The organism is Micromonospora sp. NPDC048999 (assembly GCF_040649295.1).
In the GTDB taxonomy this organism is placed as follows: Bacteria; Actinomycetota; Actinomycetes; order Mycobacteriales; family Micromonosporaceae; genus Micromonospora.
Genome location: NZ_JBEZFI010000006.1, coordinates 89,659 through 109,120, shown reverse-complemented (window position 1 = coordinate 109,120; position 19,462 = coordinate 89,659). Strand labels below are relative to the sequence as shown.

The window sequence follows — 19,462 nt, the reverse complement described above, 5'->3', positions numbered from 1 at the left end:
CCCCCATCATTCCCGATGGTCGGCGACCACCCGCAGCGCAGTGTCGAGAAACGAAGGCGAGGCCGAGTCCAGCCAGTGGATCCGCGGGTCGCGCCGGAACCAGGAGCGCTGCCGCCGGACGAATCGGCGGGTGGCCCGGACCGTCTCCTCGTACGCCTCGGTCTCGGTCAGCTCCCCGGCCAGGAAGCGCAGCACCTGCTGGTAGCCGAGCGCCCGGCTGGCCGTACGCCCCTCGGGCAGGCCGCGGCCCACCAGCGTCCGCGTCTCCGCGACCAGGCCGTCGGCCCGCATCCGGTCCACCCGGCGCGCGATCCGCTCGTCCAGCAGCCCGGTGTCCAGGTCCACCCCGAGCTGCACCGACGGGTAGTACGGCGTCGGCTCGGGCAGCGCGGCGGTGAACGGCGCCCCGGTCAGCTCGATCACCTCCAGGGCCCGGACGATCCGCCGCCCGTTGCCCGGCAGGATGCTCGCCGCCGCCGCCGGGTCCGCCTCCTTCAGCCGGGCGTACAGCGGGGCCGGGCCGCTCGTGGCCAGCTCCGCCTCCAGCCGCTGGCGCACCGCCGGGTCGGTGCCGGGGAACTCGAACTGCTCCAGCACCGCCCGCACGTACAGGCCGGAGCCGCCGACCAGCAGCGGCACCCTCCCCCGGGCCAGAATGTCGTCGACCGCCGCACGGGCCAGCTGCTGGTATTCGGCGACGCTGGCCGGCTCGGTCACCTCCCAGATGTCGAGTAGATGGTGCGGCACGCCCTCCCGCTCGACCGTGGTCAGCTTGGCGGTGCCGATGTCCATGCCCCGGTAGAGCTGCATCGAGTCGGCGTTGACCACCTCGCCGCCGAGGGCGTGCGCGAGGGCGATACTCAGCGCCGACTTGCCGGCCGCGGTCGGCCCGACCACGGCGATCACGGTCATGCCCGCTCCCAGGACGCCACGAAGTAGGCCACGCCGTAGGGGGCCTCGTGGTAGCCGAGGTCGCCCCGCCAGTCACCGCCCGCCGCGCGGACCGCGCCGGCCAGCACCTGCCACGGCGCCCGCCCGGCGACCTTCAGCTCCGTCGACAGCATCGGGTCCAGGCCGAGCAGGGCCTCGGCGTCCGCGTCGGCCAGGGCCCGGGCCACCCCGTCGTCGTACGCCTGCGCGCGCGGGTCGTCGTAGCCGGGCGCTTTGACGCCCCGGCACGCCGACCCGTCCCCCATCACCAGCAGCGCCCACGGCTGGTCAGCCCCGATCCGGGCCCCACCGGCGGCAAGGTTCTCGACCGGCTCGTCGGGCGCAAGGGACACCATCCGCCAGCTGATCGGTCGCTTCTCGTCCGGGCGCACCCTACGCAGCAGCCAGGCGCCGACGAGCAGGCTCAGCGGGAGACCGTCGGTGCCGACCGCGCCGCTCGGGAGCCGGCCGAGCCGCACCTCCAGCGGCAGCCCCCACGGCGCGAAACTGCCCCGATACGGGAAATCGAGGTCGGCGGTGCGGTCGCCGGCGCCGACCACCACGATGCGGCGCGCGCCCGAGGCGTACAGCCGGGCGACGGCGACGTCGCAGGCGGCTCGGAGGTCGTCCAGCTCGCCGGCGGCGGCGCCGGCCAACTCGGGCACGATCAGGGGCGGGTGGGGGCAGACGGCGGCGGCGACCAGAGGCACCCGTCCAACCTATCCGGATGCCCCGGTGCGTCCCCGCGCCGATCCGGTCATCCGGGGGCTACGACACCGTATGGTCACGGTCGACGACAGGCGCTCGACACGGACCGGGTCAGACCTGTGACAATGCCGGGAGTAACTTTGCTGCGCCGTGGCGGCGATCGGGGGGACCACCTTCCCGACGCCGGGAGAACGAGGATGGGCACATGAGCGACTGGACTGCCTTCGGACGCGTGGACGAGGACGGCACCGTCTACGTCAAGACCGCCGAGGGCGAGCGGGTGGTCGGATCTTGGCAGGCGGGCGCCCCGGAGGAGGGGCTGGCGCACTTCGCCCGACGCTTCGACGACCTGGTGACGGAGGTTGACCTGACCGCGGCCCGCCTCAACTCGGGCGCGGCGGACGCCGGGCACTCACTGACCACGATCCGGCGGATCCGCGCCTCGCTGGCCGAGGCGCACGTCGTGGGCGACATCGACGCGCTGGCCGCGCGCCTGGACAAGCTGGCCGCGGTGGCCGAGGAGAAGGCCGGCGAGGCCAAGGCGGCCCGCGAGGCCGCCCGGGGCGAGGCCCTGGCCCGCAAGACCGCTCTGGTGGAGGAGGCGGAGAAGCTGGCCGCCGAGTCGACCGGGTGGAAGACCGCCGGGGATCGGCTCAAGGAGATCCTTGACGAGTGGAAGACCATCCGCGGGGTCGACAAGAAGACCGACGGTGAGCTGTGGAAGCGGTTCGCCGCCGCGCGGGACGGCTTCACCCGCCGCCGGGGCGCCCACTTCGCCTCCCTGGACCAGGAGCGCAAGCAGGCGCAGACGGTCAAGGAGGAGTTGGTCGCCGAGGCCGAGAAGCTGAAGGACTCCACCGACTGGGGGGCCACCGCCGGCCAGCTCAAGGACCTCATGACCCAGTGGAAGGCCGCGCCGCGGGCGTCCAAGGAGGCCGAGCAGAAGCTCTGGGAACGGTTCCGGGCGGCGCAGGACGAGTTCTTCACCCGGCGTAGCGAGGTCTTCTCGGCCCGCGACAACGAGCAGCGCGCCAACCTCGAGCGCAAGCAGGCCCTGCTCGCCGACGCGGAGGCGCTCGACGTCGACGGCGACCCCAAGGGCGCCCAGGCCAGGCTGCGGGAGATCCAGGCGCAGTGGCACGAGGCCGGCCGGGTGCCACGGGAGGCCGCCACCGGGCTGGAGCGCCGGCTGCGTGCCGTGGACGAGAAGGTCCGCGAAATCATGGACTCGGCGTGGCGGCGCACCGCCCCGCAGGACAACCCGTTGCTGGCCCAGATGCGGGCGCAGGTCGCCGAGGCCGAGGAGCGGCTGGCCCGGGCGCAGGCCGCCGGCGACGCCCGGCGGGTCAAGGAGGCCGAGCAGGCGCTCGCCTCGAAGCGGCAGTTCCTCCAGCTGGCCGAGCAGGCCAGCTGAGCTGAGCTGATCCCGGGAGCCCCCGGTCCCGCCACGGGACCGGGGGCTTTCGTCTGCCCGGTGGGCGGTTGACGCATCGAGGCACGCTGATCAGAATGGGCGGCAGAGCCAGGTCAATCACCGGCGCGAGGGCATCGACGGCGAGGCCGCCGTCGCAGTCGCCGGTGCATCCCCGTGAGTGGCCGTCCACGTGACACGGCCCGTCGCGGCTGTCCGCGTACTCGATGACGAGCGGGCCGTCTCCCTTGGTCTTACCGCCCGCGGCGCTCGCGCGACGCGGGGATCCGAAGTGGAGTTCGCATGCACTTCCGACCCAAGGCTATCGGCGGCGCCCTCGCGGCGCTCGCCACCGCTGCGGCCGGCGTCCTCGTCGCCGCCGCCGTCAGCACCACCCCGGCCGCCGCCGCTGTCGGTGGCACCGGCACCGGTTACCTGCACACCAGCGGTAACAAGATCGTCGACAGTACGGGGGCCACCGTCCGGCTCACCGGCATCAACTGGTTCGGCATGGAGACCGACAACAAGACCTTCCACGGTCTGTGGTCGAGCAACCCGTGGCGCAGCCAGCTCGACACCATGGCCCGGCTGGGCTACAACACGCTGCGCATCCCGTACTCGGACGACTCGGTGAAGTCGGGCGCGGTGGCCACCGGGATCAACGACTACGTCAACCCGGACCTGGTCGGCCTCTCCCCGCTGCAGATCCTCGACCGGGTAATCGACTACGCGGGCAGCAAGGGGATGCGGGTCATCCTGGACCGGCACCGGCCCACCTCGGCCGGGCAGTCGGCGCTCTGGTACACCTCCGCGGTCTCTGAGACGACCTGGATCAACAACTGGAAGATGCTGGCCCAGCGGTACGCCGGCAACACCACCGTCATCGGCGCCGACCTGCACAACGAGCCGCACGCCGAGGGCACCAACCCGAACGCCACCGGTGCCTGCTGGGGCTGCGGCGACACCAATCGGGACTGGAGGCTGGCCGCCGAGCGGGCCGGCAACGCGATCCTCGGGGTGCAGCCGAACTGGCTGATCTTCGTGGAGGGAGTGAGCTGCCCCAGCGGCGGGGAGCCGAACGTCTGGAACGGCGAGAACGAGGACTGCGGCTGGTGGGGTGGCAACCTCTCCAAGGCCAAGGACTTCCCGGTCCGGCTGAACGTGGCCAACCGGCTGGTCTACTCCCCGCACGAGTACGCGATCTCGGTCTACCACCAGAAGTGGTTCGACGACCCGACCTACCCGGCGAACATGCCGGCCATCTGGGACAAGTACTGGGGCTACCTCTACAAGCAGAACATCGCGCCGATCATGATGGGCGAGTTCGGCACCACGCTCCAGGACCCGAAGGACAAGGTGTGGCTGCAGAACCTGCTCGCGTACACCGGGACCGGGGTGAACGGCATGTCCTTCACCTACTGGTCGTGGAACCCGAACTCGGGTGACACCGGCGGCATCGCGAACGACGACTGGACCACCATCAACCAGGCCAAGCAGAACATCATCCAGCCGTACCTGATCGCGCCGGTGGGCGGCGGCAACCCGTCACCGACCGGCACTCCGACCGGCACCGCGTCGCCCACCAGCCGGCCGACCACCCCGCCGCCCACCACCGCACCGCCGACCACCCCGCCGGCAACCGGGCGCTGCGCCGCGACCTACAACCAGACCAACGCGTGGCAGGGCGGGTTCCAGGGCGAGCTGACCGTGAAGAACAACGGCACGGGCACGTTGAACCCGTGGACGGTGACCTGGACCTGGCCGTCCGGGGTGACCCTGGCCAGCGGCTGGAACGCCACCGTCACCCAGTCCGGCACCACGGTCACCGCCGCCGCGCCCGACTGGGCGAAGACCCTCGCCCCCGGCGCGTCGGTGACCATCGGCTTCACCGCCAACGGCACGGCCAGCGCGCCCGCCAGCGTGAAGTTGAACGGCACCGCCTGCTGATCCCCAACGCCACGACCGCCTCGATCCGGAGCGGCTCGCCGGCCGGCGCCACCGCCGCCGCCGCCGCGAGCCGCTCCGGATCGTACGGGCTGGCGGGCGCCAACGCGGGAGCCTCCTCGTACCGCTCCGATCTCCCCGAAGGGACGCACCATGCGCTCATCCCGACGTCGGCCGATCCTGATCACCGCGACGGCCACCGCAGCCCTGCTCGTCACCAGCGCGCTGACCGCAGTCACCGCCCACGCCGCCACCGGCTGCGCGGTCACCTACTCTGTCGGCGGGCAGTGGCAGGGTGGCTTCACCGGCAACGTCACCGTCACCAACCTCGGCGATCCGATCTCCGGCTGGACCGTACGCTGGTCCTTCGGCGCCGGTCAGCAGGTCACCGAGGCGTGGAACGCCACGGTGACGCAGAGCGGAAGCTCGGTCACCGCCACCAACGTCAGCTACAACGCGGGCCTGCCCACCAACGGCAGCACGTCCTTCGGCTTCAACGGCACCTGGAACAACTCCAGCAACCCGACCCCGACCAGCTTCACCCTCAACGGCGTGACGTGCACCGGAGGAGTCGCGCCCACGGGCAACCCGACGACCTCCGCGCCGCCCACCAGCCCACCGCAGACCGGGCTCGTGGGCTGGGCCACCCAGAACGGCGGCACCACCGGCGGAGGCAGCGCCACCGCCACCACCGTCAGCAGCGCCTCGGCACTGACCAGCGCCGCCTCCTCCACCAGCCCGGCGGTGATCCGGATCTCCGGCACCATCACCTGCTCAGGCATGTTGCGGGTGCGGTCCAACAAGACCATCCTCGGCAACGCGGGTGCCACCATCGCCGGCTGCGGATTCAACATCAGCGGCGACCGCAACGTCATCATCCGCAACATCACCTTCCGGGACTGGGACGACGACGCCGTCAACGTCGAGCAGTCGGCAACGAACGTCTGGATCGACCACAACACGTTCACCAACGGCTACGACGGCACGGTCGACATCAAGCGCGGCGCGGACTTCATCACCGTGTCCTGGAACCGGGTCTACAACCACGACAAGACCATGCTGCTCGGGCACAGCGACGACAACGGCAGCCAGGACCTCGGCCACCTGCGGGTGACCTACCACCACAACTGGTTCGACGCCAGCACGCAGCGCCACCCCCGGGTCCGCTTCGGCAACCCGGTGCACGTCTACAACAACTACTACTACAACAACAGCGGCTACGGCGTGGCCTCCACCATGAGCGCCGGCGTCCTCGTCGAGAGCAACTACTTCGAGAACGTCAAGGACCCGTACCACCTCGGTGAGGCCGCCTCCGGGCCGGGCAGCCTGGTCGCCCGCAACAACTACCTCGTCAACTCGGGCAGCGGCCAGACCGGCGGCAGCGTGGCCAGCATCCCGTACCCGTACACCGTCGACAGCGCGAGCAGCGTCAAGTCGATCGTGACGGGCGGCGCGGGCGCCGGTCGGATCTCCGTCTGACCGCGCCTCGGTCGGGGCCCGCCGCGCGGCGGGCCCCCACCGCCGTCAGTGCGCGGCGCAGCCGGTGGTCGGCGCGGGCGGCGCGGCGGGCGCGCCGATGGTGGGCAGCCCCAGCAACACCCCCGGCGTACGCGGGGCACGCCCCGCCTCGGCCGCGTCGCCGGCCCGGGTACGCCGGTGCGACAGCGGCTCCCCGTCGGCGTTGAGGTGGTGCGGGGCGGCGTAGGTGATCGTGGTGTGCACGATGTCGCCGGGTCGGATCTGCCCGGCGAAGCTCCCGGCATCGAAGTGCACGAGGCGGCCGTCGCGGGCGCGGCCGGACATCCGGCCGGTGCGCTCGTCCTTGCGGCCCTCGCCGACGGCGACGAGCACCTCGACGGTCTCCCCCACGAGCTTCTTGTTCTCCGCCCAGGTGATCTCCTCGACGCAAGCGATCAGCCGCTCGTACCGCTCCTGCACGACCTGCTTGGGGAGCTGGCCGTCCATCGTCGCAGCGGGGGTGCCGGGTCGCTTCGAGTACTGGAAGGTGAACGCGGAGGAGAACCGGGCCTCGCGGACCACGTCGAGGGTCCGCTCGAAGTCGGCCTCGGTCTCGCCGGGGAAGCCGACGATGATGTCCGTGGTGATCGCCGCGTCCGGCATCGCCGCCCGGACCTTCTCGATGATGCCCAGGTAGCGCTCCGACCGGTACGACCGGCGCATCGCGCGCAGCACGTCGTCGGAGCCGGACTGCAACGGCATGTGCAGCGAGTGGCAGACGTTCGGCGTCTCGGCCATCGCCGCGATCACGTCGTCGGTGAAGTCCTTCGGGTGCGGGCTGGTGAACCGGACCCGCTCCAGGCCGTCGATCTCCCCGCAGGCCCGCAACAGCTTGCCGAACGCGTACCGGTCGCCGAACTCGACGCCGTAGGAGTTGACGTTCTGCCCGAGCAGGGTCACCTCAAGCACGCCCTCGTCGACCAGGGCGCGCACCTCGGAGAGGATGTCGCCGGGGCGGCGGTCCTTCTCCTTGCCGCGCAGGGAGGGCACGATGCAGAACGTGCAGGTGTTGTTGCAGCCGACGGAGATCGACACCCAGCCGGCGTACGTCGACTCGCGGCGGGCCGGCAGCGTCGAGGGGAACACCTCGAGGGATTCGAGGATCTCCACCTCGGCGGCGGCGTTGTGCCGGGCCCGCTCCAGCAGCACCGGCAGCGAGCCGATGTTGTGTGTGCCGAAGACCACATCCACCCAGGGCGCCTTGCGGACGATCTCGCCGCGGTCCTTCTGGGCCAGGCAGCCACCGACGGCGATCTGCATCCCGGGCTGCCTGTCCTTGACGGGACGCAGATGACCCAGGTTGCCGTAGAGCCGGTTGTCGGCGTTCTCCCGCACGGCGCAGGTGTTGAACACCACCACGTCGGGGTGCTCGTCGGCCTCGGCGGCACGCACGTACCCGGCCCCTTCGAGCAGGCCGGAGATGCGCTCGGAGTCGTGCACGTTCATCTGGCAGCCGTACGTACGCACCTGATAGGTGCGCGGGCTGCCCGCGGCTGCGGTAGTCATGACCCGGACAGCGTATCCGGGCCGACCCGATCGGACCGAATGAGGAGGAGCCATGTGCCGGAGCATCAAGACCCTGCGTGAGCCGTACGTCCCGGTGGTCACCGAGGCGGACATCCGGGCGGCCGCGTTGCAGTACGTCCGGAAGATCTCCGGATTCCGTACGCCCGCCCCGCACAACGCGGCCGCGTTCGAAGCGGCGGTGGACGGTGTGGCCGCAGCCACCGCGACCCTGCTCGACCAACTGGTGGTCCGGGGTCAGCGGCCGGCCGCCCACTCCTGACCGGCCCGCCGCCCTCGCCCGCGCGTCAGGCGGCGGCGAGAGCCGGGGCGACCGAGTCGGGCCCCCACTGCGAGCGGTGGCACTGCGACCAGCCCCGACAGCCGGGGTGGGCCACGGTGCACAGCCGCTGGTCGCTCAGCACCTCACCCTCGTCGGTCTCGACGACGTCGAAGTGCACCGGGCGGATCGTGCCACCCGGGGCGACCAGCAGGTGCCGCCCGGCGTCGAGGGTGTCGTCGCGCATCAGGCAGTTGCGGTCCAGCAGCTTGGCCAGCGCCGCGATGCTGGGCAGTTCGGCCAGCCGCTCGGGCACCCCGTAGCAGTCGACCATGGTGCCGTACACCCCCGGCGCCTCCCACACGTCGCAGATCACCGCGTACGTGGGAAGTCTGGCCGGGTCGGCCACGGCCAGGGGCATCACCACCCGGCCGAGCGCCTCGGCGAGCGCCGGGTAGACCTCCACGGGCGCCGCGCCGTCGATTCTCCAGTTCCACAGCTCGGTCATGCCGCCTCCTCGCTGTGCTCGTTCCACCGGCCTCCGGATCGGGCCTTACTGATGATGGTGGGGTGCATATGACCGCAGCCGGGGGCAAGTTACCGGTCTGTGACCATTCCGGGCAAAATTTCCTCCGGCGTCGTTGCTCGGAGTGACGGGAAGGTGACAGTTTATCGGGTATGGTGCCCGAACCCCGGCAGCGACATGAGGTTCAGCGGACCCGGACCAGATGCTCACCGCCGGGCAGCAGCTCGCCGATCACCGTGCCACCGGGCACCTCGCCCGCGACCAGCAACCCGCCGGAGGTCTGCGCGTCGGCCAGCAGCAGCCGCTCCCCCTCGTCCTGGCCGCCGAAGTCGGTCCACGGGGTCACCCACTCCAGGTTGCGGCGGGTGCCGCCGCTGACGTACCCGGCGCGCACCGCCTCCCGGGCCCCGGGCAGGTACGGCACGGCCGCCGCGTCGATCGCGACGGTGAGCCGGCTGGCCCGGGCCAGCTTCGAGACGTGCCCGAGCAGCCCGAAGCCGGTGACGTCGGTGCCACAGCGGACGCCGGCGGCGACCGCCGCCCGGGCCGCGTCCCGGTTGAGCCGGGTCATCGCGGCGACCGCCTCCGGGAACCGCTCCCCGGTCCGCTTGTGCCGGGTGTTCAGCACCCCCACCCCGAGCGGCTTGGTCAGCGACAGCGGCAGGCCGGCCCGGCCGGCGTCCAGCGTGATCAGTTCCTCCGGCCGGACAACCCCGGTGACCGCGAGGCCGTACTTCGGGCTGTCGTCGTCCACACTGTGGCCGCCGGCCAGGTGGCAGCCGGCCTCCCGGGCCACGTCCTGCCCGCCGCGCAGCACCTCCCGGGCCAACTCCAGCGGCAGCACGTCCCGAGGCCAGCAGAGCAGGTTGAGCGCGACCAGCGGGGTGCCGCCCATGGCGTACACGTCGGACAGCGCGTTGGCCGCGGCGATGCGGCCCCAGTCGTACGCGTCGTCCACCACCGGCGTGAAGAAGTCGGCGGTGCTGACCAACCCGGTGCGCTCGTCCAGCCGGACCACCGCGGCGTCGTCGCCGTGGTCCAGACCGACCAGCAGGTCGGCGGCGCCCGTGGCCGACCCGAGGCCGGCGACCATGAACTCCAGTTCGGCCGGTGGAATCTTGCATGCGCAGCCGCCGCCGCGGGCGTAATCGGTCAGCCTGAGTGCCTCGGTCATCCCCACATAGTTCACCTCGGCTGCCGGCGCCGCCATCTGGACGGGCGGGTCACTGACGTATTTCGGACGCACGGGCACACTCGTGCCTGGTGTTACCGCTCCGTGACCATTCGAGTTGCGTCCTGACACATCGCCCCGCCTACAGTGGCCCAACCGGGGACGATCGCTCCCCACCTTCCGCGATAGACGACAGGGACGGTGTACGACGTGACGACGGGCGAACCGCTCATCGTGCTGGACGGGGTCAACAAATGGTTCGGCCCGCTGCACGTGCTTGACGACGTCTCGCTCTCCGTCGGCAAGGGCGAGGTAGTCGTGGTGATCGGCCCCTCGGGTTCCGGCAAGTCGACGCTCTGTCGGACGATCAACCGGCTGGAGCCCATCGACTCGGGCATCATCACCTTTGACGGCACGCCGCTGCCCGCCGAGGGCAAGGCCCTGGCGAAGCTGCGCAGCGAGGTCGGCATGGTCTTCCAGTCGTTCAACCTCTTCGCGCACAAGACCATCCTGGAGAACGTCACCCTCGGCCCGGTGAAGGTCCGCAGGGAGAAGGCGGCCGCCGTCCGCGAGCGAGGCCTGGCCCTGCTCGACCGGGTCGGCATCGCCAACCAGGCCAACAAGTTCCCGGCCCAGCTCTCCGGCGGCCAGCAGCAGCGAGCGGCGATCGCCCGCGCGCTGGCCATGCAGCCCAAGGCGATGCTCTTCGACGAGCCGACCAGCGCGCTGGACCCGGAGATGGTCGGCGAGGTGCTGGACGTGATGACCTCGCTGGCCCGGGAGGGCATGACGATGGTCGTGGTCACCCACGAGATGGGCTTCGCCCGGCACGCGGCCAACCGAGTGGTCTTCATGGCCGACGGGCGGATCGTCGAGGACGCCCCGCCGACGGAGTTCTTCGCGAACCCGCGCAGCGAGCGGGCCAGGGACTTCCTCTCCAAAATCCTCACACACTGAGCGTCCGTAGTGGAGCACGCCGTCCCCCGGCGGCTCTGTTCAAGAAGGAGATGAGTATGCGTTTCAAGCGCGTGGCCGCGGTCGCCGCGGCGGCGACCCTGGCGCTCGGCCTGGCCGCCTGTGGTGGCGACAGCGACGAGGGCACCGGCTCCGGCAGCAGCGCCAAGGGCATCGTCGGCAAGGCGCAGAACCAGAAGAAGCTGGTCATCGGCGTGAAGGCCGACCAGCCGGGCCTGGGCCTGCAGACGGGCAGCCAGTACGAGGGCTTCGACGTCGAGATCGCCAAGATCATCGCCAAGGGTCTCGGCGTTGACGCGAACAACATCGAGTGGAAGACCACCGTCTCGGCCAACCGCGAGCCCTTCATCGAGCAGGGCACCGTCGACCTGGTCGTGGCGACCTACACGATCAACGACGAGCGCAAGCAGAAGGTCAACTTCGCCGGGCCGTACTACATCGCCGGCCAGGACCTGCTGGTGAAGGCCGACTCCACCCTGACCGGGCCGGAGGCGCTGGAGGGCAAGAAGGTCTGCTCGGTGCAGGGCTCCACGCCGGCCAAGCGGATCGAGAGCGACTACCCGAAGGCCCAGCTCCAGCAGTTCGACGCGTACTCGAAGTGCCTGCCGCTGCTGGAGCAGGGCAAGGTCGACGCGGTGACCACCGACGACATCATCCTCGCCGGCTACGCCGCCCAGGACCAGTTCGCCGGCAAGTTCAAGGTCGTCGGCAACCCGTTCTCCAGCGAGCCCTACGGCATCGGCCTGAAGAAGGACGACAAGGACGGCTGCGAGAAGGTCAACGACATCCTCAAGGCCGCCGCCTCGGACGGCTCCTACAAGGCCGCCTGGGACGCCACGCTCGGCAAGAGTGGCACCCCCGCGCCCGAGCTGGACACCACCAAGCTGACCAACTGCGGCAGCGTCTGACCGGTTCCAGGGCCGGCATCCGTACGGGTGCCGGCCCTGGCCTGTCACGACGCCGACGACGTTCCCAGGAGTCGACGCATGCACGTATTCGCTGATCCGAAAAACCTCGACGCGTACCTGTCGGGCTTCATCTGGATCCTCAAGCTCACCGGCGCGTCGGCGGTCTCCGCGCTGGTGCTCGGCGTACTGCTCGCCGCGTTCCGGGTCTCGCCGGTGCCGGTCCTGCGATGGTTCGGCGCGGCCTGGGTGAACGTCTTCCGCAACACGCCGCTCACGCTGATCATCTTCTTCTGCTACTTCGGCCTCTATGCGACGCTGGGCCTGAGCCTCTCCGACGACCTGCACCTGAACAACTTCTGGCTCGGCGTGGTAGGCCTGTCGGTCTACACCGCCGCGTTCGTCTGCGAGGCCATCCGCTCCGGCATCAACACCGTCCCGGCCGGCCAGGCGGAGGCGGCCCGGGCGATCGGGCTGACCTTCTTCCAGACCCTGCGCATCGTGATCCTGCCGCAGGCCGGGCGGGCCGTGGTGGCCCCGCTGGGCAGCGTCCTCATCGCGCTGTGCAAGAACGCCACGATCGTCGGCACCATCGGCGTGATCGAGGCGTCGAGCGTCATGAAGCAGCTGATCAACGACAACGGCAACGCGGTGATCCCGATCTTCCTGGTCTTCGCCGGCACGTTCGCCGCGCTCCTCGTTCCCACCGGCTACTTCTTCGGCTGGCTGGCCAACCGACTGGCGGTGAAGCGCTGATGAGCACCAGCACCGTTCTCTACGACCACCCGGGACCGCGGGCCCGCGTCCGCAACCGAGTGCTCAGCGTCGTCATCGGCGTCGCCCTGCTCGCCCTGTGCTGGTGGATCTACCACAAGTTCGACCAGGCCGGGCAGTGGGAGGGCTGGCTCTGGAAGCCCTTCGCCGAGTCGAAGACCTGGACCCAGTTCATCCTTCCCGCCCTGGGCCAGACACTGCTCGCCGCAGCCACCGGCATGGTCCTGTCGCTCGCCTTCGGCATCGTGTTCGCCGTCGGGCGACTCTCCGACCACTGGTGGCTCCGCGTGCCATCCGGCGTGGTGGTCGAGTTCTTCCGCGCCGTACCGCTGCTGCTGATGATCTTCTTCATCTTCTACGGCGTGCCGTTCCTCATCCAGGGGCCGGTCTCGGCGTTCTGGTCAGTGGTCATCGGGCTCACCCTCTACAACGGGTCGGTGCTGGCCGAGGCGTTCCGCGCCGGCATCCGGTCCCTCCCCGGCGGGCAGTCCGAGGCCGCGTACGCCGTCGGCATGCGCAAGAACCAGGTGATGCGGCTCATCCTGGTGCCGCAGGCCGCCCGCGCCATGCTGCCGGTGATCGTCAGCCAGCTCGTGGTGCTGCTGAAGGACACTGCGCTCGGCTACATCGTGGCCTTCCCCGAGCTGCTCCAGCGCGGCGTCAACGACCTCGCGGCCAACTACGGCAACATCGTGGCGTCGGCCATCGTGGTGGCCGCCATCTTCATCGCGCTCAACTCGGTGATCACCATGCTCGCGGGCTGGCTGGACCGGCACACCCGGCGGCGGGCCTTCCGGGCCCCGAAGCAGACCGCCGCTCCGGGCCCGGGCGAGGCGGCCGTCGCCGAACCGCAGGGCTGATCCGCACCACCGCGACGCGCCCTGCCACCTGCCTAACAGGCCAGGTGGCAGGGCGTTCGTCGTTCCGGCAGACTGACTCAGTGCCCCGGGTCAGCGGGCGATCTCGGTGACCCGGGACTCGCGGACCACGGTCACCCGGATCTGCCCCGGGTACGTCAGCTCTTCCTCGATCTGCTTGGCCACGTCCCGCGCCAGGACCGCCGCGCCGATGTCATCGACGTCCTCCGGCTTGACCATCACCCGGATCTCCCGGCCGGCCTGCATGGCGAAGACCTTCTCCACACCGAGCTTGCCGGCCGCGATCTCCTCGATCCGCTCCAGCCGCTTGACGTACGCCTCCAGGCTCTCCCGTCGAGCCCCCGGCCGGCCACCCGAACAGGCGTCCGAGGCCTGGGTGAGCACCGCCTCGATGGTCTGCGGCGGCACCTCGTTGTGGTGCGCCTCGATGGCGTGCACCACGTCCTCGCTCTCGCCGTACCTGCGGGCCAGGTCGGCGCCGATGATCGCATGGCTGCCCTCCACCTCGTGGGTGAGCGCCTTGCCGATGTCGTGCAGGAACGCGCAGCGCTTGATCGTCGGCACGTCCAGCCGCAGCTCGGCCGCCATGATCCCGGCGATGTGCGCGCTCTCGACCAGGTGCTTGAGCACGTTCTGCCCGTACGACGTCCGATAACGCAGCCGACCGAGCAGGGTGACCAGCTCCGGGTGGATCTCGGTGATGCCGACCTCCACCAGCGCGTCCTCGGCGGCCCGGTCGCAGAGCTGCTCGACCTCGTGCCGAGCCAGGTCGTAGACCTCTTCGATCCGGTGCGGATGGATCCGGCCGTCCAGCACCAGCTTCTCCAGGGTGAGCCGGCCGACCTCCCGGCGTACCGGGTCGAAGCAGGACAGCAGCACCGCCTCAGGCGTGTCGTCGATGATCAGGTTGACCCCGGTCACCGACTCGAAGGCGCGGATGTTGCGCCCCTCCCGGCCGATGATCCGCCCCTTCATCTCGTCACCCGGCAGGTGCAGGACGCTCACCACGCTCTCCGCGGTCTGCTCGCTGGCGACCCGCTGGATGGCGTCGACGACGATGTGCCGGGCCCGCTGCTCGGCGGTGTTACGCGCGTCGGACTCGATGTCCCGGACCAGCAGGACGGCCTCCCGCTTGGCCTGACTCTCGATCGACTCGACCAGCTCGACCCGGGCCGCCTCGGCGGTCAGCCCCGCCACCCGCTCCAATTCCCGGCGGCGCTGCTCCTCGACCTGCGTGAGCGCCTGCTCCCGCTCGACCAGGGTGGCCTCCCGAGCGGCCAGCGCCGCGCTGGCGGCCGTCAGCTGCCGTTCCCGCTCCGCGAGCCGCTCCACCTCCTCGGTGTGCAGCCGCTCCCGCTCATCCATCCTGGCCGCCCGCCGCTCGACCTCGGCGGCCTGCTCGCGGGTGGTCGCGGCGAGCACCGCCACCTCGCGCTCGCCGCTGCGCCGGGCGGCGGTACGGAGTTGCTCGGCGTCCGCCTCGGCCTGCTTGTGCGCCCGCTCCAGCACGGTGTCGGCCTCGGCCCGGGCATCGTCGAGGACCCGCCGCGCCTCCGCCCGGGCCGCCTTCGCCTCCGCCTTGGCGGCGGCCGCCTCCGTCCGGGCCGCGGCAGCGGCCGACTTCGCAACGTCGATCGTGCTGTTCGCCTCGTCGGCGGCGGTGCGCAGCGCCGCCAACGACTGCTCCTGCCGGTCCTTCTCGGCGATGAAGGCCGAGTCCTCGGGCGCGGGCGCGAGGTTGAGCCGACGCAGCGTGCGGACGCCGACCAGGACGGCACCGACCACCAGGACGGCAAGGAGCAGCACCACCACGAGGATGCCGATGTCGAACGCGCTCATACGGCCGCTCCGAACGCGCGGCCGGCAGCGTACGGCAGACCCCCGGTGAACCTGTGCCACCCCGCCATGGCCGCCTCCCCTGCACGTCGGGGCCGCAGGCGGTGTGCCAACAGGCACGCACCTGCGACTCTGGACGCCCGACCGAGCGGCTGGCCGTGGGTAGCTTTCCGTCGACGATGCCCCCCGTTGGGCATCGCCGGCAGCCGGTTGCAGTTGTCGACCGACTCCGGACCACCGGTCCGGAGTTGCCGTCAAAAGGCCGGTGAAGCTGGCCCTAAAGTGATGCTGTTCTGTTACGAGATCTATGTTGTGCGCTTAGCCTGCGCTGGTCGGGCAATGTGAGCCTGTACGGCGAGGCTAGGTCTCCGAGGGCCGTTCGGTCAAGAACTCATGATCAAACCACCCGGACGGAGAGAAGTTGCCGGGTCACACTGCGTCGATAAGATGCCGGATACGGACGGACAAACGCCCCGCCCAACCAACCCCCGGGTCACCCTTCCGACCTGCGCAAAGCCCTCCCAGGCGGCACCCTCGGGAGCCGGGAAGGGGCCTTCGGAGGCGTGACGTGCCGCAACGAAAACGCCACACATTTTCCGCAAGTTTTTGCGGCTGCCGACCCGCATCCGCCGACGCCGAGGGCCGCCGCGGCCCGTGTCTGTGTGGGTGATCAGTTGAGGGTGCGGGGCTCCCGGTCGAGGTCCTGCTCGGCGTCGGCGAGCGCCTCGGCGTCGATGTGCTCCGCGAACTCGGCCGCCTCGGCGCTCTGCGCGGCGAGGGCGTCCTTCACCGCCCGGATCGCCACGCCCGGCGGATAGCCCTTGCGGGCCAGCATGCCAACCAGACGGCGGAACACCGCGTCCGGCTCGCCCCGGGTGGCGCGCAGCTTCCGCTCCACCAGGGCGCGGGCGGTCTCCGCCTCGGTCTCCTCGTCCAAGTCGCCGAGAGCCTCGCTGGCCACCTCGCCGTCGACTCCGCGCTGGCGCAGCTCGTTGGCGAGCGCCCGGCGGGCCAGCCCACGGCCGGCGTGCCGGCTGCTGACCCAGGCACGGGCAAAGGCGGCGTCGTCGACGATGCCAACCTCGTCGTACCGGTCGAGGACCTGGGCGGCGACCTCCTCGGAGATGCCCCGCCTGGCCAACGCGCCGGCCAGCTCCGCCCGGGTACGCGGCCGGACCGCGAGCTGCCGCAGGCAGATCTCCCGCGCCAACTCGGCCTCATCCCGGGGCGGCGCGGCCTCGGAATCGGGCTCCTCGGCACGGCGACCCCGGCGGGGGCGGGGTGGGGTGGTGGCGTCGCCCGTCCGGGGCGGGCTGGCGTCCCAGCCGCGCCCCGTGCGGGCACGTCGTCCTGCCATGGGTCAGGTCAGAAGTCGACCGGCGGCAGCTCCGGGCCACCGGCGGCGTCACCCGCGCCGGCCCCGACGCCGAGCTTCTCCAGGATCTTCTTCTCGATCTCGGCGGCCACGTCCGGGTTCTCCCGGAGGAACTCGCGGGCCTTCTCCTTGCCCTGGCCGAGCTGGTCACCGTCGTAGGTGTACCAGGCGCCGGACTTGCGGATGATCGACTGCTCCACGCCGACGTCGATCAGGGAGCCCTCGCGGGAAATGCCCTTTCCGTACATGATGTCGAACTCGGCCTGTTTGAACGGCGCGGCGACCTTGTTCTTCACGACCTTGACCCGGGTCCGGTTGCCGACCACCTCGGTGCCGTCCTTGAGGCTCTCGATGCGGCGCACGTCGAGCCGGACCGAGGCGTAGAACTTCAGCGCCCGACCACCCGTGGTCGTCTCAGGAGATCCGAACATCACTCCGATTTTTTCGCGGAGCTGGTTGATGAAGATCGCGGTAGTGCCGGTGTTGTTGAGCACACCGGTGATCTTGCGGAGCGCCTGGCTCATCAGCCGGGCCTGGAGGCCCACGTGGCTGTCGCCCATCTCACCCTCGATCTCGGCGCGCGGCACCAGGGCGGCGACCGAGTCGATCACGATGATGTCGATCGCGCCGGAGCGGACCAGCATGTCGGCGATCTCCAGCGCCTGCTCACCGGTGTCCGGCTGGGAGACCAGCAGGGCGTCGGTGTCGACGCCGAGGGCCTTCGCGTATTCCGGGTCGAGCGCGTGCTCGGCGTCGATGAAGGCGGCGATGCCGCCGGCCCGCTGGGCGTTGGCCACCGCGTGCAGGGCGACCGTGGTCTTACCGCTGGACTCCGGACCGTAGATCTCGACGACCCGGCCGCGAGGCAGGCCGCCCACGCCGAGCGCGACGTCGAGCGCGATGGAGCTGGTCGGGATCACGGCGGTCTGGATGACCGGCCGCTCCCCCAGCCTCATCACCGAGCCCTTGCCGAACTGCTTGTCGATCTGAGCGAGAGCAAGGTCGAGTGCCTTCTCCCGGTCCGGCCCTGCCGCCATCGTTGCCACCCCTGCCTTCGCCGGCGTCTTCCCTGAGCTTCGCGTCACGCGGGACACGCTAGGCGCTGGGTCCGACAGAAAACCAGCCGACGGGCCGTGACCTGTGGACGAGCACCCAGCTGTGGACAATAGCCGAACAGGTGTACGACCCAGCAAGCAACACGCGGAGTCGGGAAAAAGGCTGCTCAGCGTAGCCGCGCGGGCACCCGGTCGGGGTACGCGGCGACCACCGCCCGCCACACCACGTGTGTCTCCTCACCCGCGGCGAGGGCCTGCTCGATGGTCCGCCCGCCGAGCTGGGACAGCACCTGGTCGCTGGCGAGGCTGGCCGCGTAGCCCGGCCCGAACGCCTCCGCCAGCCGGGTCCAGAAGTCGGTCAGCCGCACGTGATCAACCCTCCTCGTCGGGCGCCCCTGCGGGCACCGGACGCAACGCTAGCGCCACCAGGGGCACCACCGCGATCGCCGCGAGCAGGGTCAGGGTCGGATAGCCCACCGCCCGCATGACAAACCCGCTGGCCGCCGCCGCGCCCGCACCGGCCAGGCCCATGATGAGGTCGGAGAACCCCTGCACGGCCGGCCGGGTGGCGGTGGGCACCGACTCCGACAGCAGGGTCGAGCCGGCGACCATGGTCCCGGACCAGCCCAGGCCGAGCAGGATCAGGCCCACCGAGAGCAGCGGCGTGTCGTGCCCGGCGGTACCGGCGACCGCGCAGGCGGCCAGCAGCAGGGCCACACCGCCGAGGATCACCGGGCGCCGGCCCAGCCGGTCGGTGAGCCAGCCGACCACGGGGGAGAGCGCGTACATGCCGGCGATGTGCAGGCTCAGCACGATGCCGACCACCCGGAGCACGTCCGAGTCGGCGTGCGACTCGCCGAGGCGTACCGGGGTCATCGACATCACCGCGACCATCACCAGGTGGCCCATCGCCACCGCGGCGATGCCGAGGCGGGCGGCGGGCCGCTCGCGTACCGTCCGCCAGGCTGATGCCATGCCCGCGGCGCGCCGCGACCTGGTGCCGTCGGCGGCCGGCGGGTCGGCCGCCGCGAGCCGGCGCGCGGTGAGCAGCGGGTCGGGCCGGAGCAGGAGCAGCAGTACGACGGCGGCCAGGGTGAACGCGGCGGCGCTGAAGGCGAACGGGCCGGCCAGCGGGGGCAGTCCCCAGCCGCCGGCGGTGGCGTCGGCGAGCGTGGCGAAGTTCGGTGCGGCCACCGAGCCGATGGTGGTGGCCCAGACGATCAGGGAGAGTTGCCGGCCGCGGCGGGCCGGCTCGGCCAGGTCCACGGCGGTGTAGCGGGCCTGGAGGTTGGCGGCGGTGCCGCCGCCGAAGAGCAGCATGCCGAGGAACAGCAGCGGCACCAGGTGGGCGGCGGTGGCGATGACCACCAGCACGCCGCCGACGGCTCCGGTGAGGTACGCCGTCACCAGGCCGGGTCGTCGTCCGCGGGCCGCCATGATCCGGGTGACCGGTATGGCGAGCAGCGCCGCGCCGACCACGCCGGCGCTCTGGGCCAGCCCGGCCAGGGCGGTGCCGGCGACCCGGGCGGCGAGCAGCGCCCCGACGGAGATGCCGATGGTGACGCCGATGCCGCCGATGATCTGGGTGAGGAAGAGCAGCCGGAGCGTCCGCCGTTGGATCGGGGCGACGTCGAGCCGGGCCTGCGGCGGCGCGGTGAGGTCGGTGGCCATTG

18 protein-coding genes are annotated in these 19,462 nt (G+C 71.2%); 8 read left to right on the top strand and 10 right to left on the bottom strand.

Annotated elements, in window-relative coordinates:
• Positions 1-6 precede the first annotated feature (6 nt).
• Positions 7-912 (bottom strand): tRNA (adenosine(37)-N6)-dimethylallyltransferase MiaA, encoded by a 906-nt coding sequence (gene miaA / locus AB0C02_RS11095; RefSeq protein ID WP_357543572.1) that lies wholly within the window; start codon positions 910-912, stop codon positions 7-9.
• A complete protein-coding gene (locus tag AB0C02_RS11090) occupies positions 909-1,640 on the bottom strand; it encodes a class III extradiol dioxygenase subunit B-like domain-containing protein (RefSeq protein ID WP_357543570.1) in 732 nt (243 codons plus the stop codon). The genes miaA and AB0C02_RS11090 overlap by 4 nt, the downstream gene beginning before the upstream one ends.
• A 203-nt stretch (positions 1,641-1,843) precedes the next feature.
• On the opposite strand from AB0C02_RS11090, the gene AB0C02_RS11085 reads away from it, so the two are divergent.
• The 3 genes from AB0C02_RS11085 (at position 1,844) to AB0C02_RS11075 (ending at position 6,472) form a co-directional block, all read left to right on the top strand.
• Positions 1,844-3,052 (top strand): DUF349 domain-containing protein, encoded by a 1,209-nt coding sequence (locus tag AB0C02_RS11085; RefSeq protein WP_357543568.1) that lies wholly within the window; start codon positions 1,844-1,846, stop codon positions 3,050-3,052.
• Between the two features lie 300 nt (positions 3,053-3,352).
• The gene (locus tag AB0C02_RS11080; RefSeq protein WP_357543566.1) at positions 3,353-4,996 is read left to right on the top strand and encodes a cellulase family glycosylhydrolase; all 1,644 of its coding nucleotides are present in this window, start codon (positions 3,353-3,355) and stop codon (positions 4,994-4,996) included.
• Between the two features lie 150 nt (positions 4,997-5,146).
• Positions 5,147-6,472, top strand: coding sequence for a cellulose binding domain-containing protein (locus AB0C02_RS11075; RefSeq protein WP_357543564.1), 1,326 nt, complete (start codon positions 5,147-5,149; stop codon positions 6,470-6,472).
• A gap of 45 nt (positions 6,473-6,517) precedes the next feature.
• On the opposite strand, the gene miaB is transcribed toward AB0C02_RS11075, so the two are convergent.
• A complete protein-coding gene (miaB, locus tag AB0C02_RS11070) occupies positions 6,518-8,017 on the bottom strand; it encodes a tRNA (N6-isopentenyl adenosine(37)-C2)-methylthiotransferase MiaB (protein ID WP_357543562.1) in 1,500 nt (499 codons plus the stop codon).
• A gap of 52 nt (positions 8,018-8,069) precedes the next feature.
• Here miaB and AB0C02_RS11065 point away from each other — a divergent pair, with 52 nt between their 5' ends.
• Positions 8,070-8,297, top strand: a complete 228-nt coding sequence (locus AB0C02_RS11065) for a DUF2277 domain-containing protein (protein WP_357543560.1) — start codon at positions 8,070-8,072, stop codon at positions 8,295-8,297.
• A 25-nt stretch (positions 8,298-8,322) separates the two neighbouring features.
• Here the strand turns inward: AB0C02_RS11065 and AB0C02_RS11060 are convergent, their stop codons facing one another.
• On the bottom strand, positions 8,323-8,802 hold the full coding sequence (locus tag AB0C02_RS11060; RefSeq protein WP_357543558.1) for a hypothetical protein: 480 nt from the start codon (positions 8,800-8,802) through the stop codon (positions 8,323-8,325).
• 202 nt (positions 8,803-9,004) lie between these two features.
• Positions 9,005-9,994 (bottom strand): selenide, water dikinase SelD, encoded by a 990-nt coding sequence (gene selD / locus AB0C02_RS11055; RefSeq protein WP_357543556.1) that lies wholly within the window; start codon positions 9,992-9,994, stop codon positions 9,005-9,007.
• 198 nt (positions 9,995-10,192) lie between these two features.
• Between selD and AB0C02_RS11050 the strand changes: the two genes are divergently transcribed.
• From AB0C02_RS11050 to AB0C02_RS11035, 4 genes are all read left to right on the top strand, one after another.
• On the top strand, positions 10,193-10,948 hold the full coding sequence (locus tag AB0C02_RS11050) for an amino acid ABC transporter ATP-binding protein (RefSeq protein ID WP_357543554.1): 756 nt from the start codon (positions 10,193-10,195) through the stop codon (positions 10,946-10,948).
• Between the two features lie 56 nt (positions 10,949-11,004).
• Positions 11,005-11,874: a glutamate ABC transporter substrate-binding protein gene (locus tag AB0C02_RS11045; protein WP_357543552.1), complete on the top strand. Its 870-nt coding sequence runs from the start codon at positions 11,005-11,007 to the stop codon at positions 11,872-11,874.
• A gap of 78 nt (positions 11,875-11,952) precedes the next feature.
• Positions 11,953-12,627 (top strand): amino acid ABC transporter permease, encoded by a 675-nt coding sequence (locus AB0C02_RS11040; RefSeq protein ID WP_357543550.1) that lies wholly within the window; start codon positions 11,953-11,955, stop codon positions 12,625-12,627.
• Positions 12,627-13,505 carry an amino acid ABC transporter permease gene (locus AB0C02_RS11035; RefSeq protein WP_357543548.1) on the top strand — a complete coding sequence of 293 codons (879 nt, stop codon included), beginning with the start codon at positions 12,627-12,629 and terminating at the stop codon, positions 13,503-13,505. The genes AB0C02_RS11040 and AB0C02_RS11035 overlap by 1 nt, the downstream gene beginning before the upstream one ends.
• A gap of 90 nt (positions 13,506-13,595) precedes the next feature.
• Here AB0C02_RS11035 and rny read toward each other — a convergent pair whose 3' ends face one another.
• The 5 genes from rny to AB0C02_RS11010 form a co-directional block, all read right to left on the bottom strand.
• Positions 13,596-15,362, bottom strand: coding sequence for a ribonuclease Y (rny, locus tag AB0C02_RS11030; protein ID WP_357543546.1), 1,767 nt, complete (start codon positions 15,360-15,362; stop codon positions 13,596-13,598).
• Between the two features lie 667 nt (positions 15,363-16,029).
• The gene (locus AB0C02_RS11025; RefSeq protein ID WP_357543544.1) at positions 16,030-16,716 is read right to left on the bottom strand and encodes a regulatory protein RecX; all 687 of its coding nucleotides are present in this window, start codon (positions 16,714-16,716) and stop codon (positions 16,030-16,032) included.
• A gap of 8 nt (positions 16,717-16,724) precedes the next feature.
• Positions 16,725-17,771, bottom strand: coding sequence for a recombinase RecA (gene recA / locus AB0C02_RS11020; RefSeq protein ID WP_357543542.1), 1,047 nt, complete (start codon positions 17,769-17,771; stop codon positions 16,725-16,727).
• A gap of 185 nt (positions 17,772-17,956) precedes the next feature.
• Entirely contained in the window at positions 17,957-18,157 is a 201-nt protein-coding gene (locus AB0C02_RS11015; RefSeq protein ID WP_357543540.1) for a DUF3046 domain-containing protein, read from the bottom strand.
• Between the two features lie 4 nt (positions 18,158-18,161).
• Entirely contained in the window at positions 18,162-19,460 is a 1,299-nt protein-coding gene (locus AB0C02_RS11010) for an MFS transporter (protein WP_357543538.1), read from the bottom strand.
• Positions 19,461-19,462: the final 2 nt, after the last annotated feature.